At 36.7% G+C, this 14,913-nt stretch carries 15 protein-coding genes; 14 read left to right on the forward strand and 1 reads right to left on the reverse strand.

What is annotated here, in order from left to right:
- Positions 1 to 864, reverse strand: a complete 864-nt coding sequence (locus tag P2W75_RS09900; RefSeq protein ID WP_207296528.1) for a LysR family transcriptional regulator — start codon at positions 862 to 864, stop codon at positions 1 to 3.
- Between the two features lie 62 nt (positions 865 to 926).
- On the opposite strand from P2W75_RS09900, the gene P2W75_RS09905 reads away from it, so the two are divergent.
- From P2W75_RS09905 to P2W75_RS09970, 14 genes are all read left to right on the forward strand, one after another.
- Positions 927 to 1,448: a GNAT family N-acetyltransferase gene (locus P2W75_RS09905; RefSeq protein WP_276380274.1), complete on the forward strand. Its 522-nt coding sequence runs from the start codon at positions 927 to 929 to the stop codon at positions 1,446 to 1,448.
- A 1-nt stretch (position 1,449) separates the two neighbouring features.
- Positions 1,450 to 2,337, forward strand: a complete 888-nt coding sequence (locus P2W75_RS09910; protein ID WP_276380275.1) for a DMT family transporter — start codon at positions 1,450 to 1,452, stop codon at positions 2,335 to 2,337.
- A gap of 126 nt (positions 2,338 to 2,463) precedes the next feature.
- Complete coding sequence (locus tag P2W75_RS09915; protein WP_207296531.1) at positions 2,464 to 3,330, forward strand: LuxR C-terminal-related transcriptional regulator; 867 nt, start codon at positions 2,464 to 2,466, stop codon at positions 3,328 to 3,330.
- Positions 3,331 to 3,799: 469 nt separating this feature from the next.
- A complete protein-coding gene (locus tag P2W75_RS09920; RefSeq protein WP_276380276.1) occupies positions 3,800 to 4,369 on the forward strand; it encodes a Pvc16 family protein in 570 nt (189 codons plus the stop codon).
- The gene (locus tag P2W75_RS09925) at positions 4,366 to 5,199 is read left to right on the forward strand and encodes a hypothetical protein (RefSeq protein ID WP_276380278.1); all 834 of its coding nucleotides are present in this window, start codon (positions 4,366 to 4,368) and stop codon (positions 5,197 to 5,199) included. Before P2W75_RS09920 ends, P2W75_RS09925 begins: the two co-directional genes overlap by 4 nt.
- A 35-nt stretch (positions 5,200 to 5,234) precedes the next feature.
- The gene (locus P2W75_RS09930; protein WP_276380280.1) at positions 5,235 to 6,812 is read left to right on the forward strand and encodes a phage tail sheath C-terminal domain-containing protein; all 1,578 of its coding nucleotides are present in this window, start codon (positions 5,235 to 5,237) and stop codon (positions 6,810 to 6,812) included.
- A 50-nt stretch (positions 6,813 to 6,862) separates the two neighbouring features.
- On the forward strand, positions 6,863 to 7,333 hold the full coding sequence (locus P2W75_RS09935; RefSeq protein ID WP_163411038.1) for a phage tail protein: 471 nt from the start codon (positions 6,863 to 6,865) through the stop codon (positions 7,331 to 7,333).
- Positions 7,320 to 7,790: a phage tail protein gene (locus P2W75_RS09940; RefSeq protein ID WP_207296535.1), complete on the forward strand. Its 471-nt coding sequence runs from the start codon at positions 7,320 to 7,322 to the stop codon at positions 7,788 to 7,790. Before P2W75_RS09935 ends, P2W75_RS09940 begins: the two co-directional genes overlap by 14 nt.
- A 5-nt stretch (positions 7,791 to 7,795) precedes the next feature.
- The gene (locus tag P2W75_RS09945; RefSeq protein WP_207296536.1) at positions 7,796 to 7,966 is read left to right on the forward strand and encodes a DUF5908 family protein; all 171 of its coding nucleotides are present in this window, start codon (positions 7,796 to 7,798) and stop codon (positions 7,964 to 7,966) included.
- A gap of 12 nt (positions 7,967 to 7,978) precedes the next feature.
- Positions 7,979 to 8,656 carry a hypothetical protein gene (locus P2W75_RS09950; protein ID WP_207296537.1) on the forward strand — a complete coding sequence of 226 codons (678 nt, stop codon included), beginning with the start codon at positions 7,979 to 7,981 and terminating at the stop codon, positions 8,654 to 8,656.
- Positions 8,653 to 10,452 carry a type VI secretion system tip protein VgrG gene (gene vgrG / locus P2W75_RS09955; RefSeq protein ID WP_276380282.1) on the forward strand — a complete coding sequence of 600 codons (1,800 nt, stop codon included), beginning with the start codon at positions 8,653 to 8,655 and terminating at the stop codon, positions 10,450 to 10,452. The genes P2W75_RS09950 and vgrG overlap by 4 nt, the downstream gene beginning before the upstream one ends.
- 18 nt (positions 10,453 to 10,470) lie before the next feature.
- Complete coding sequence (locus P2W75_RS09960; RefSeq protein ID WP_276380284.1) at positions 10,471 to 10,770, forward strand: PAAR domain-containing protein; 300 nt, start codon at positions 10,471 to 10,473, stop codon at positions 10,768 to 10,770.
- Entirely contained in the window at positions 10,763 to 11,197 is a 435-nt protein-coding gene (locus P2W75_RS09965) for a GPW/gp25 family protein (RefSeq protein ID WP_276380285.1), read from the forward strand. The genes P2W75_RS09960 and P2W75_RS09965 overlap by 8 nt, the downstream gene beginning before the upstream one ends.
- On the forward strand, positions 11,194 to 14,913 hold the full coding sequence (locus P2W75_RS09970; protein WP_276380286.1) for a baseplate J/gp47 family protein: 3,720 nt from the start codon (positions 11,194 to 11,196) through the stop codon (positions 14,911 to 14,913). Before P2W75_RS09965 ends, P2W75_RS09970 begins: the two co-directional genes overlap by 4 nt.

The following is a 14,913-nucleotide window of genomic DNA, read 5'->3' on the forward strand; positions in this document are numbered from 1 at the left end:
TTACGGAATAATCAATTTTAGAACATTGCCTAAAACAGGATTATGGTCTTCGGTTCTCCAGTTGATATACAAATCGGTTTCTAAAGGCAGTTTGATAAATCGGATACCCGAAATTCCGTGAAAAAGATACGAATCCGGCAAAATGGCAATTCCGAGTCCTTTTCGAACCAAAGCAATAATTGCTGATCCAAATTCAGAATGAAGATACGCTTCGGGAGCATTTTCGAAAGAATTGAATAAACGCTGAATCAGATCGCTGTAACTGCTTCCTTCATCATTAGTAGGCAGAATAAACTTTTGAGAAGCAAGTGTTTCTTTAGTCAGATCGGCGGGTGTTTGATACGGATGATTCTCTGGAACCACAATGGCTAAATGATCGGTGTGGATTTTTTCTGAACGAATGTCTTTAGCATTATTAATATCTCTGGTAATGGCCAGATCGATTTTATAATTACGCAGAAAATCCTGTTGGTTTTCGTAAAGAACCTGAACCAATTTGATTTTTAGTTTAGGAAAAGCCGCTGAAATACGCGATAAAATATCCGGCATAATCGAAGCCGAAATAGAATCAGGATGAGAAATGGTAATCGTACCGCTCTCTCCTAGCTGAATCTGGCGGGCCGATTGATGAATAAATTCGAGTTTACTCATTTCGACCTCCCATTTTTCTTTTAAAAACTGGCCTGCAGCAGTAAGTTTTACATTGCGTTTGTTACGCTCGAACAACTGCACACCAAGCTGGTTTTCAAGAGACTGAATCTGACGGCTGAGTGCTGATTGTGTAATATTCATTTTTCCGGCAGTATTCCAGAAATGAAGTTCGCTGGCAAGAGCCAAAAAATATTTAATCTGCTGTAAATCCATTGATGCAATTTACGCATTTATCAAAAACAAAAAACAGCTTTTAACGCATTAAAAAAAATAAAATGAATACACTAAAAATAATCAAAGCCAGTACAAATGATGTAATACAATTACAAGCCATTGGCAGACAAACTTTTTCGGAAACTTTTGCTGATGTAAACAGTGAAGAAAACATGAATAAATATTTGGATAAAAGCTTCGCTCTTGAAAAACTAACAGCTGAACTTAACAATCCTTCCTCCTATTTTTATTTAGCTGTTTTAGATGAAAAAGTAGTTGGTTATTTAAAACTGAATACTGGCGATGCGCAGACTGAAAAAGAATCAGCTGATGCATTGGAAATTGAACGCATTTATGTGGCAAAAGAATTTCACGGAAAAAAAGTCGCACAAGCATTATACGCGCAGGCAGAACATACCGCTGAAGAATTAAAAGCGTCGTATATGTGGCTTGGCGTTTGGGAAAAGAATTTCAGAGCAGTAAGTTTCTATACTAAAAATGGTTTTGTACAATTTGATACTCATATTTTTAAATTGGGAGATGACGAACAAACAGATTTAATGATGAAAAAAGTATTGATTTAAAATGGAAAGAAGACAGCTTTTATTGATTCTGCTGATTATAGGCACAGCATTTTGGGGAATTTCATATTCGATTACCAAAATGGCTATTGGAGATTATTCGCCAAACACTTTTTTATTTTATCGTTTTTTGCTGGCCGTAATTGTATTAAGCATTATTTTTTGGAAATACGTTAAAAACACGACTATAGAAGCTGTAAAAACCGGAGCCATTCTAGCTTTTCCTATGTTTTTAGGTATTCAGCTGCAAACGGTTGGACTTAAATATACTGATGCCTCACAATGTTCTTTTATTGCGGGATTAACTGTAATTATTATTCCGTTATTAAAACTGGCGGTTTACAGAACCAATACGTCTTTAAAAATCTGGATTGCCGCTTTAACCGCTTTAACAGGTTTGTTTATTATTGCTATTCAAGATAAATTTACCATAAACTTGGGTGATTTATTTACAATTGCCGGAGCATTTGCTTTTGCGGTTTACTTAATTGCTGTGGAAAAACATTCTGTTACAAAGAATCTTTTGTATTCAATTGTTCCCATGTTCGCATTTTGTGCCCTGTTTACTTTTTGCCTCGCGCTTACAGATTCTAAATCCAATTGGTTACCTGAAAACAATACATTTTGGATGGGCGTGATTTACTGTGCCTTGTTTTCTACTGCATATATGTACACGGTTTCCAATATTTCTCAGCGCTATTTATCTGCAGAACGTGTGGCGGTTATTTATTTGTTTGAACCAGTATTTGGTGCTATTGGAGCTTTCTTTATTTTAGGTGAAAACCTTTCCTGGCGCTTACTTTTGGGCGGAAGTTTAATTTTTGCAGGAACCATTATTTCGGAAGTAAATTTTAGTTCCAGATTAAAAATAATCAACCGAAAATCGCCTTAAATATCCCTCAGAAAATTTCATGACAAAAAAAAGGCATCTTATGACATATTTTTCTTCTTAAACGCATCATTTCGGTAATTTAGGCTTCGTTTTCAAAAACCCCAAAACTAATCAACCGAACCTGAAATGCTCGAAAAGAGATCAATATTGATTGGATGTGATGATACTTTGGTATTGACCAGAGTGCTGAACATTCTTGCTTCAATGTCTGATTTTGCCTTTTCAACTATATCAGTAACCAGAGCTTCCGATTTAAACAGTACAATCGATTCTTTACAACCGGATTTGATTATTTTATGTTTCAAAAAAAACCAAGCGATTATTCAGGACAGCAGTTTCAATTCGGAACATCTTGATATTCCAATTTTATGCTTAACGCAGAGTAATGAATGCGAATCATCCTGCTGGTCAAAAAACTGCATTGTTTTTACCTATTCTTTTAACCACCTTAATAATGCTGATTTTTTGATATACAGAATCAGATCAATATTTCTTCTAAAAAAAACAACTTCCAAAACTAAAACACTTTCTTTTGCAGAAGCAGCTTATCAGAGAAACGATGTCAGCTATACCAAAGAATTAAGTCATTATGTAATGGAACTCGATCAGAAAGTCGAGGTTCTGAAAAAAGTAAAAGAACGTATTTCGTATCTTTTTCCTAATGTAAATGATTCTATTCGTCAGGAATTGATGTCGATCGTAAATTCGATAAAAGCAGTTGCAAACGACAATAAACTCTGGGACGATTTCAAAATCTATTTTGAACAGTCCAATCCTAATTTTCTTCTAACGCTTGCCCGAAAACATCCTTCTTTAAGTTCCAAAGATTTAAAATATTGCTGTTATATCAAGATGAACATGAGCAATAATGACATTACCAATCTTCTGGGCATCAATCAGGACAGCGTACGCACCCACAAATACCGCTTGAAAAAGAAACTCACCCTAAACAAAGACCAAGACATTATTTCCTACTTAAGAACAGTTTCTTAGGTTTTTTGTTGTTGGTTGATGGTTGGTGTTTCTTGGCTGTTTTTTTTGGTTTTACGCTTCTTTTTCTTGAACTCTATAATTCCTGTCCTCAGTACTTATCTTTATTTTTCTGGATTACTTTCCTCTTCAAAATAATTCAACCTTTCAACAATCAACTAAAACAAACATCTATCAACTATCAACTATAAACTATAAACTATAAACTATAAATTATAAACCATCAACCACCAACCACCAACCAACCATATAAAATACACAACAATTCTCAAACTTTATAACTCATTTACTTAGAAAACGCACTCTTTTACGTAAAACACCAGATTTGTCTACAATTTGTCTACGGGAAATTTCAAAATGTAGAAAATGTATACGAAAAGTGCATACGGTATTTCTTACTTAAAATGAAATGTAAAGTAATTTTACCATGTAGTCAGGGATATGCGCCCCAACATATAAAAATGACAAAAAAATGATAAATGATTCTTTATGGTTTACGAGTAAATTGCTGGGACAGTTTTTAAAAAACCGTCTTGCTGTCGACGACGATTTAACCGTCTTAAATTACCTTGTCGATACCAGTGGTGTATTCCCAAAAAACAATAAAAATAAAGTCGTTTTATCGCTAATTAATATTGAGAAAGAAACCAATCAGCCTTTTTACATTCGAAATAAACAACTGAATGATGGAAGTTATTCGAGTTTCAATGAAACGGAAAGATACAATTTAGATCTTCTCATCAGCTGCAATTTTGACGATTACAGCGAATCTTTAAAAACACTTGACGTTGTTATTAATTTCTTTCAGGTCAATAATTATATAGATGCCAGTTCCTCTTCTTCAATACCATCGGGTTTAAACCGACTTGAATTTGAATATGAGAAAATATCCTACCACCAAATGCACAGTTTATGGACTGCCATGGGAGCGAAATATCAGCCTTCGATTATTTACAAAATAAAACTGATTAAAGTTCAGGGTCATGAAACTACTGAAATTATTCCGGGTGTATCGCAAATCAATAATACGGCAGCGCCATGAAACAGAGTCATTACATAAAGCTTCTTAATACTGCTGTTTATCATACCTTTTATGATAATACAAAATGCAATTGCCTGCATTTTATTCCAACAGATAAAACCGATAAGATATTGAAGAAATTCGGTTTTATGATCAATACTGTTTCCAACGGATTTGATTTATTTGCCAACCCAACCTCAACATTGTCAGACACTTTAGATTATATTTCTAAAACTGCTTCACAAGATTTTTTCGAATTTAATATTAAATGCAGTAATCCAAGCTTTCTTCTTTTTACAGATCTGCCGGTTAACTTTCTTGGACTGGTAAATTACAGCAGCCAAAAAACACAAAATGAAGAAAACGCTTCTACTCTGGTATTAAACCAAAGTTTAGAAATAGCTCCAATTGCTCGCTACTTCGGAAATTTAAAAATCTATTTTGAAGATCTCAAAAACGTATCAAATAATCCTATTTTATATAAAATAAGTTTTGAAGCCAGAGCCACACAATGGCAGTATTATTTTATCAATAAAAATTCGCTGCCGTTAAACAATCCTGTGGTAACGCAGAAAGGTTCAATCCAATTTAAAGGCCCGGAACAAGTCACGCTTCAAACGGGCGAAAAGGCACTGCTATTTACTTCGGATACTAATAACATTCCGCTGAGCGAAAAACCCAAGTACAAGTTTGATCTCATCAATAAAAGTGAATCATCAGGAACCGATCAAGGAAACTCAAAAGGAAAAGTAATCATAAAAGGACTCCCCATACCCGATGTTTCCCGAATAAATATCATTAGCAATAAAGAACAAAACCAAGTTACATCACCCATGTATATTTATCTATAACAAAATTTAAAATGAACACTAAAAATTAAAAATCAATGAATTTATCTACCATTCAAACTCCTGGTGTTTATATTCAAGAATTAAATGCTTTTCCAAATTCGGTTGTAGCAGTTGCAACAGCAGTTCCGGCATTTATAGGGTATACACCACAGGCCTCTTACGAGGGAAAATCGTACGTTAATGTACCGGTTAGAATCACTTCGTTCTCTGATTTTCAAACCTTTTTTTGTTTACCGGATCCTCCGCTTCCTGCAAGTCCGTCTAAACAATACAGTCCTGAATATTATTTAGTACAGCAGAAAAGCCAGCCGGCGAAAGGTGATTACATGTTAATTAACGGATCGTACTATTCATTAGTACCAGATCCGAACACGATTTATTATTTGTACAATAGTGTGAGACTTTTTTACGAAAATGGCGGTGGAGATGCTTATATCGTATCGGTTGGATCGTATGGAGCACCTTCTGGAAAACCTGGAACGCCGGGCACTCCTATTGTAAATCCTAATGTGCAGTTAAACGATCTTACAAACGGTCTTTCTTTATTATTGAATGAGCCAGAACCAACCATGTACATCTGCCCAGAAGCTACTTTGTTAAGTCTTGAAAATAACGGGACTTTAATGCAGCAAATGCTTTTACAATGTACACAAATGCAGACTGCTATGAGTGTTTTTGACATTATTGGTGGTGATGCTCCAGATCCTATTTTGTATACTGAAGATATTACGAATTTCAGAATGAATACAGGTTCTGTTGGGTTAAACTATGGTATGGCGTATTATCCGTTTATCGGAACAACCATTATGCAGAATACTGATATTGATTATACCAATTTATTTGGTGGTGATGTTAAGCAGCTGGAAACACTTTTGAATCCGCCAAGCGCACCAAATCAAAGTATTGCTACGATTATTGCCAATATCCAAAATCCAAGCAGCGGTTTAACCGTAACGCAGAATAACAACGCTCTGCTTATCGCCAGCCAAACGTACGGACAGATTATCAAACATGTATTAAACACTGCTAATATACTGCCTCCAAGTGGTGCAATGGCGGGTGTTATTACCACTACAGATAATGCGGTTGGTCCGTGGCAGGCTCCTGCGAATACTTCTATTGTAGGTACAGCATCGCTTCCTATTTACATTTCTGAAAGCCAGCAGGCCAATTTAAACGTTGATGCCGTTTCGGGTAAATCCATTAACGCGATACGCAAGTTTAACGGACTTGGTATTTTAATCTGGGGATCAAGAACATTAGATGGAAACAGTCAGGATTGGAGGTATATTCCAGTTAGAAGAACTATGATTTTCCTTGAACAATCGTGTAAACTGGCTACTCAGGCATATGTTTTCCAGCCAAACGACAAAAATACGTGGGAAGCTGTAATTGCAATGATCAGCAGTTTCCTTACTTCTATCTGGAAACAAGGCGGTTTGCAAGGAGCAAGTGCTTCTGATGCTTTTTCAGTAGCCTGCGGATTGGGTTCGACTATGACAGCAGATGATATTTTGAATGGTTTTATGAATGTTACTGTAAAAGTAGCGGTAGTACATCCAGCAGAGTTTATCGTGTTGACCTTTCAACAACAGATGGCAACTTCTAGTTAATCAAATCATTAATCTCTTAAAGAATTTCTTTTAAATAAAAATACAAGAATATGGCAACAGATGACGGAAGCGTACAAGGCGCAACATGGCCCATGCCAAAGTTCAGGTTTGAAGTAGACCTGGGAACTGAATTGACAAAAGTAGCTTTTCAAGAAGTTACAGGAATGGATGTCGAAAACCAAATTATAGAATATCGCAAAAGCAACAGCCCGCTTTTTTCTGTAGAAAAAATGCCGGGAATTACAAAATACGGCAACGTAACCATGAAGCGAGGCATTTTTGTAAACGATAATACTTTTTGGGACTGGCACCAGCAGGTGGTTATGAATACCATTAAAAGAAGAACGGTAATCATCAAACTTTTGGACGAAAAAGGCGGTGTAACCATGCAATGGACACTAAATAATGCCTGGCCAACCAAAATTACCAGTACTGATTTAAAATCAGACGGAAATGAAGTTGCAGTAGACACTATTGAAATTGCTCATGAACAATTAATTATTAAAAATGGCGGAAAATAATGATTATCCTGTAAGCTTTTATTTTACACTCTCTTTTTCGGGTGTGGATGCGGCTTTCAAAGAGGTGTCAGGAATTTCTAAAGAACTAAGTATAGAAGAAATTGTTTGCGGAGGCGAAAATAGGTTTAAGTACCGCCTCCCAACAGTTTCTAACAGTCCAAACTTAGTTTTAAAAAGAGCCATTGTACCTGTAGGATCTTCATTAGTAAGCTGGTGTGCCAATTGTATCGATCAAGGATTGGCAATTCCTATCCAGCCGCACAATGTAATACTAAGTCTGCTGAATGCCAGCGGTATTGTTTGTATGCAGTGGACTTTTAACAATGCGTATCCGGTAAAATATTCTATTTCTGATTTAAACTCTCAGGAAAGTGGTATCGCAATCGAATCTATCGAGCTTGCTTATACCTATTTCAATATTTCATCGAATACCAATTTTGACAAACTTTTTAATTAATCATCATGCCCATCGAAATAAGAGAGCTGGTTATCAAAACTGAAATTGTGAGTTCGCACAACAAAAGCAATTCGGCCGCAAAAGAAAAAGAACTTTCCTTGCTTAGAAAACAAGTTTTGGAAGAATGCAAAAGATTAATCTCTGAGAAAAATCAGGAGAACAGTTACAAACGTTAAAAAAACAAACCAATGGCAAGTCTGGAATTATTAAAAATGACTGGTTATACCGATGAAGAGTTTCAAAACAAACTCTCAGGGAATCCGTATACCGTTATGATAAATCCAGAAAACATTAAACTGGAAAAAGCCATCGAATACAACGAACAACAGGCTCCGGCCACAAGTTCGACTTCGCAGAAGTATAAAAGCACCCCAAGCGATAAACTGAATTTTGAAATTGTAATTGACTGTACCGGAATTGTAGATCCAAAACGCATCAGCATGTCTCAGGAAATTACAGCGCTGGAAACCATTATTTACACGTATAATGGTAAAATTCACCGTCCGAACTTTGTAAAAATACAATGGGGACAAGACATTACCTTCAGCGGAGTTCTCAATTCAATTGATATCTCTTACACTTTATTTAAACCAGACGGAAGTCCGCTGAGAGCCAAAATCTCACTGTCTTTCAGCCAATACGTTTCTCCGGAAACTGTAACCCGAACAGACGCTCCCGAGTCACCAGACCTTACGCATATCGTAACGGTAACCGAAGGAATGTCTCTGCCTCAGCTTTGCTTAAAAACATGGAATGATGATTCCTATTACGTACAAGTTGCAGCGTATAACAAACTAAACAAATTCAGAAACCTCAGTGGTATCGACAAATTAATATTTCCACCTTTAATACCCTCCAAATCATGAGTACTTCTAACAACATATCAAGTGGTGGAATCGCTACATTCACAGTTAAAGTAAATGGTGCAACTGTACCAGACGAATTAAGCGTGTATGCTATTCACGTTGAAAAAAGAGTAAACCGAATTTCAAGTGCCAAAATTACAATTCTAGACGGTGATCCTACTGTTCAGGATTTTACAGCAAGTTCCTCAGACACTTTTGTTCCAGGTGGCACTATCAGTATTGAAGCAGGTTATGACAATACAAATACGGTCATTTTTAAAGGAATCATCATGAGCCAAACAGTTCGTGTTGATTCTTTAATAGGATCTGCTCTGGAAGTAGAATGCCGTGATGAAGCCGTAAAAATGATTGTAGGACGAAAAAGTCTTACCTATTCCAAACAAAAAGACAGTGATATTATAAGCTCAATTATAGGAACTTATTCAGGATTAACACCAAGCGTTGCGTCTACCTCAACACAATGGCCAGAACAAGTACAATATTATGTAACGGACTGGGATTATATTTTATCGCTTGCTGAAGCCAATGGATTAATCGTAACTACTATAAACGGAACCGTTTCCGTTCAAGCTCCAGATAATACGACTACCTCAGTGGCGACAGTGACTTATGGAGATAATTTATATGAATTCAATGCCAAGTTAAATGCCGTTACACAATTAGGAAATGCAACTGCCAACAGCTGGGATTTTAAAACTCAGGCTGTTGTAAATGGTCAAGCCTCAGCTAATGTAAGCGGAGCAGGAAATTTGAGTACCAAAAAATTATCTGATGTTGTGGGACTTTCGACCTTCCAACTCCAAACCACTGCACCTTTAGAAACTGCTGATTTAACCAATTGGTCAAAAGCGCAGATTATTAAAAGCGAATATTCTAAAATAACAGGCGAAGCCAAATTTATAGGGACCAGTTTAGTTGATCCCGGAAAGTACATGACTTTTGCAGGTCTTGGAAGCCGTTTCAATGGTGATTACCTTATTGGCGGCGTTGTTCACGATCTATCTCAAGGAAATTGGGTTACAGAAGTTCAATTAGGACTTTCCCCGCTTTGGTTTACCGAAGAACCAGATGTTATGGCACCTCCCGCTTCAGGACTTATTCCCGGAGTAAGAGGATTATTTAACGGTACGGTAAAACAAATGTCTGAAGATCCAGACAGTCAATTTAGAATTCTAGTTAATATTCCGTTGTTTGATCCTAACGGACAAGGAATCTGGGCAAGACTTTCTAACTTTTATTCAACCAACGGTGCCGGCGCTTTTTTCCTTCCAGAAGTGGGAGACGAAGTTATTCTTGGATTTCTTAACGAAGACCCTCGTTATCCGGTAATTTTAGGAAGTATGTACAGCAGCAGCGGCATAAAACCTTTTACAGGATTAACACCGAATAACAAAAACTCCACCAAAGCCATTGTATCAAAATCTGGAATTTCAGTTGAATTTGATGATGAAAACAAAGTTTGGACAGTAGCTACTCCAAGTAAAAACACCATTATTCTAAGCGATAAAGACAAAAAAATCACCATTCAAGATCAAAACAGCAACAGTATTGTAATGTCGGAGAGCGGAATAGATATCTCCAGTCAGAAAAACATCAATATTTCGGCACAGCAAAATGTAAACATCAAAGGAACACAAGGAATTACTATTCAGTCCAGCGGTGGTGATGTTGCTACAAAAGGACTAAACATTAAAGAAAATGCCGATATGCAGTACTCTGCTCAAGGCGCACAAATGGCTCAGGTACAAGGCGGTATGCAGTTAACGCTTAAAGGAGCTATGGTAATGATTAATTAATTTTTAAAAATAAAAGATATGCCACCAGCAGCAAGACTTACAGATTTTCACGAATGTCCAATGGTAACTCCAGGTCTTCCGCCAATCCCTCATGTAGGCGGACCAGTCGTAGGCCCAGGAATGCCAACCGTTTTAATAGCAGGATTACCTGCAGCAAGAGTTGGCGATATGCTTGTTTGTGTTGGACCACCAGATTCGATTATACAAGGATCATCAACAGTAATGATTGGCGGTATGCCTGCCGCAAGAATGGGAGATAAAACCGCTCACGGAGGAACTATTATTCTGGGAGCATTTACCGTAATGATAGGTGGATAGCATCAGTAAAAAAGAGAGTTTGTTTTTAGGTTCGGGATGGTCGTTTCCCGTATCATTTTCTGCGGGTAATTATCAGCTTAATTTATCGGCAAATGAAGCCAATATAAACGAATCTATCAATATTATTCTCAACACCCGCAAGGGCGAACGTACTTTAGAATCAGATTTTGGATCTGGTTTGCAGCAATTTATGTTCAGAAAAATTGATAATGCCCTAAAAGGAGAAATCATTGAAACGATAAAATATGCCCTGCTTCGTTACGAGCCCAGAATACTGGTTCAGGATGTACAAATTGCTTCAACAGATGTCTTAAACGGACTCATCGAAGTGCTGATTATTTATGTCTATTCACAAACTAATACAAGACACAACTATGTATTTCCTTTCCATTTAAAAGAAGGAACTAACCTAGCCCGAAAAAAATGATTGCAATTGATCAAAATAGTGCTTTAAATTCCATTAACGAGTCACTCGTTCCAGCTCCGCATTTAATAGACGGAAGGAAAGAGCATGACTGGCTGCATTTTCTTGCAGAATTTAGCAGACTGATCAATTTTTACAATGACCAAAATGCAATCGAAGGCAGCTGGAATCCGTTTTTATTGAAAGATCCCGTTTTTTTAGTAGTTTCTATTTCCAAAACCAATTATAAAAAACTGCATTCGCAATACAAAACAAACTGCAACGAAGTACAGAAACTAAATCAAACAAAGGCTTCAGCCAATCAGACTTCAACTGCTTTAAACAAACTATTTGACCATCTTACTGAAACCTATAAAATAATAGAAAGATGGACGTATTATATGCAGATGACAGATGAGATGTACAATCTCAAAAAATATATGCTGCATGAAGTACAAAATATGCTGAGTGCCGATTTCTGGGCCGTTCAGTCTTTCCGTCAGTATTTATACACGCAATCATTAAACGCTGGATTTGCTGGATTACCGAGCAATACGTATGTCGATATTAATGATGATTTATGGAATAGCAACAAAGGCAAAAGACCTTTCTGGGAAGTTTTTGGTTTTGATACCGAACAAGTTTTTCTAGAAACAGGAAATAAAAATGCTGCTTCCTTAAATGCATTAACCATAACGGGAGATCGATTATACAATTTTCTGGAAACAACCATTTTTCATGCCTTAACAGAATTTAAAAACCTAAGCAACAGAAAAAGCCGTTATCCAGACACTACCCTTTTGCGTTCTTTTATCGATCTTTTAAAAGTACAGCAGGAACAGTTAAACGGTATTTCTCAAAAACACTTGGATTTTTATTATTCTGATATTTTAAAGCAAACCAATTTACCTGCTTCTGCCGATACAGCTTTTTTAAGTGCTACGCTCTCGCAGCCAGATTCTGTTTATGTTTTGCCAGCCGGAACATTGTTTAATGGAGGCGTTGATGCACAAAAAAATCCGATATTATTTGCCGCTCAAAAAAACAGCGTTTTAAATCCAGCGATTGTTACGAGCGCCTATACACTCAATTATCAAAATCTGCTGAATGGAGCGTATAATTTACAACCCATTGCAAAACCGACAGCGATTCAAAAAGATGAAGATGGCAACGTAATCAGCTGGCCTACATTTGGAGAAAACAATCCTGCCATTCAAGCTTTACCTTTAGGAATTGCTTTTGCATCGCCTATGCTTTTACTGCGTGAAGGAGATCGAACAATAACACTTGACCTTAGTTTTGATGCACCTATTAGTTTAAGTCTTTTGCAAAATGCCCAATATTTTCTAAGCACACAAAAAGAATGGCTCCCAATAGTACTGACTCCTTCCAATTTTGTAGTCAGCGGAGGAAATACAGTAACTATCACTATTAAAATTGATCCTTCGACAATTGCAATTGAACCATTCTTGGTAAATCCTGACGGTTTAACAACCAGCTGGCCAATGCTGAAGATTCTATTTAAAAATATTGATAATCCAAAAGTTTCACCTAAAGTTACTGCCATAACCATTTCTGTAAAAGTAACCGATGTTACTACTTTACAGCTTTACAATGATTTTGGAGAATTGAATACCAAAAATCCCTTTCCTCCTTTTGGGCCAATTGCTTTAGAGAATTCGAATTTTATTATTGGCAGCAGCGAGATATTTAGCAAACCGTTAAATAATTTCAGCATTCATATTTACTGGGATAAACTGCCAACTGATTTTTCAACTTATTATGATTCCTACAACAGATATTTGTCAAAATTAGTTCCGCAGCCCATACCGCCAAAAGCACCGCCAACAACAAAACCTATTACCGAACCAAATCCTACGGCTTCTAGAATACCTTTAATTAGGCTTTTTTCAAAAAAGACAGCATCCGAAAATGTGAATTTGTATTTTGCGAATTATTCTTTTACAGTTGATTTTGATTTGCTTGAAAATAAATCATGGAACGAAATTGAATTGTATAAATACGATTATACAGGTCCAAATTGTGTATTTGTACCCACTACTCCTGCCGTAAATCCTGTTTATTTGTTTGATGTTGATCAGGAAAAGAATGCCGAAGCTTCTACAACAGATTCCGGCAGCCATTATATTTATATTGCCCCTCAGGGAAATACAAATACGGTATTAAAAGGAGATCCAAATATTCAGAACGAGCCTTTAAAATTTACAGATGGAAGTTCATCAGGTTTTATCAAAATGCTTTTGTCAGGACCAGAATATGGCTTTGGTTCAGAAATATATCCGAACATTGTAGCGAGTATTGCGCTGCAAAACGGCAGTCTTATTGCTACTGCCAAAAAAGATGAAACTCTGGATTTTATACCATCGGCAAATCCGCCCTTTTCGCCTAAAATCAAAACAATAAAAGCCGACTATTCGGCCAGTAAAACCTACAAATTTGATAATTCAGCCGAAGATTATCCGCTGGAATATTTTTTATACTCGCCATTCAGCAGTTATAAAATATATGACAGTGATGCACAAGCGACAGTTTCTACCAATACAGCCATTACAGGTAATTCAAACGATACATCGGGAGGCGTGCCTCTTTATCCTTCATTTGAATATTCAGGAGCTTTATTCATCGAAATGGAACAGTTAATCTGTAACAGCACCTTAAATCTCTATCTGGAATTATCCCGAAATTCAATTACGGTAACCCCAGAAAACAGTATTCAGTATTTCTATTTAAACGATTCCGGCTGGAAAGAGCTAAGAGTACTTTCCGATGGTACCAATCAATTTAGATGTTCTGGTATTATTGAACTTTCTATTCCTGCGGACTGCAACAATACGGGAGTTTTTATGCCAGGAAAAAACAATTGGATTTCTATTGTCGTTTCCGGCAGTCCAGACGCGTATTCACAAACCGTTTTTGTACAAACTAACGGATTCAGTGTACAGCGTACAGGAACCTCTTTTCTTCTGGATACCACAATTCCGCAAGTTGGCAGCAGTGTTATCAGCAAACCGCAGACAGCAATTCCTAAACTAGCCGTAATCTCACAGCCATTTCCTTCTTTTGGAGGAAAAGCTGCAGAAAACGATACGCAGAGAAACCAGCGCATCAGCAGTAGTATAAAAACCAAAAACAGAGCCGCCAACCCTGCCGATTTTTATACGCTTATCACAGAAAATTTCAGCGACATCTATTATACCAAAGTGGTGAATCATAACAAGTCCAATACTTGCAAGGTGTATTTAGCCAAAAAAATGTCGTTTGCTACAGACAGTAATGCTTTTATTCCGCTGGTAAACAATTGTCTGGAAGATCAGGTTGAAGCTTTTTTAAAAGAAAATGCCTCACCGTTTTTAAATCTTAACGTATCCAATTTCAATCTGGAATATGTGATTGTTTCGGTTCAAATTGAAGTTCTAAACGGTTATCAGCCCACTTTGGTACAAAAAAATGTCAATCAGGCTTTGAAAATATACTTGTCACCGTGGATTGAAAGCAGCCAGCGTCAGGTAAAAATTGGTCATGAACTTATTAACGCCAAAGTCAGTTCTTTTATTCAGAGTATTGAAGGCGTGGGAGTAGTCAACAACCTTTCGTTTTCAAGTTATTTAAATAACAGCAAAGCCGATAAATGCATTATTAACAGAACATCGCTTAAAGCAGAAGGATCAGGAACCTTATTGGTTTCAGCTCCGCAGCATCACATTACTTTTTCAAACTAA

This window comes from Flavobacterium sp. H4147 (assembly GCF_029360735.1).
Lineage (GTDB): Bacteria > Bacteroidota > Bacteroidia > Flavobacteriales > Flavobacteriaceae > Flavobacterium > Flavobacterium endoglycinae.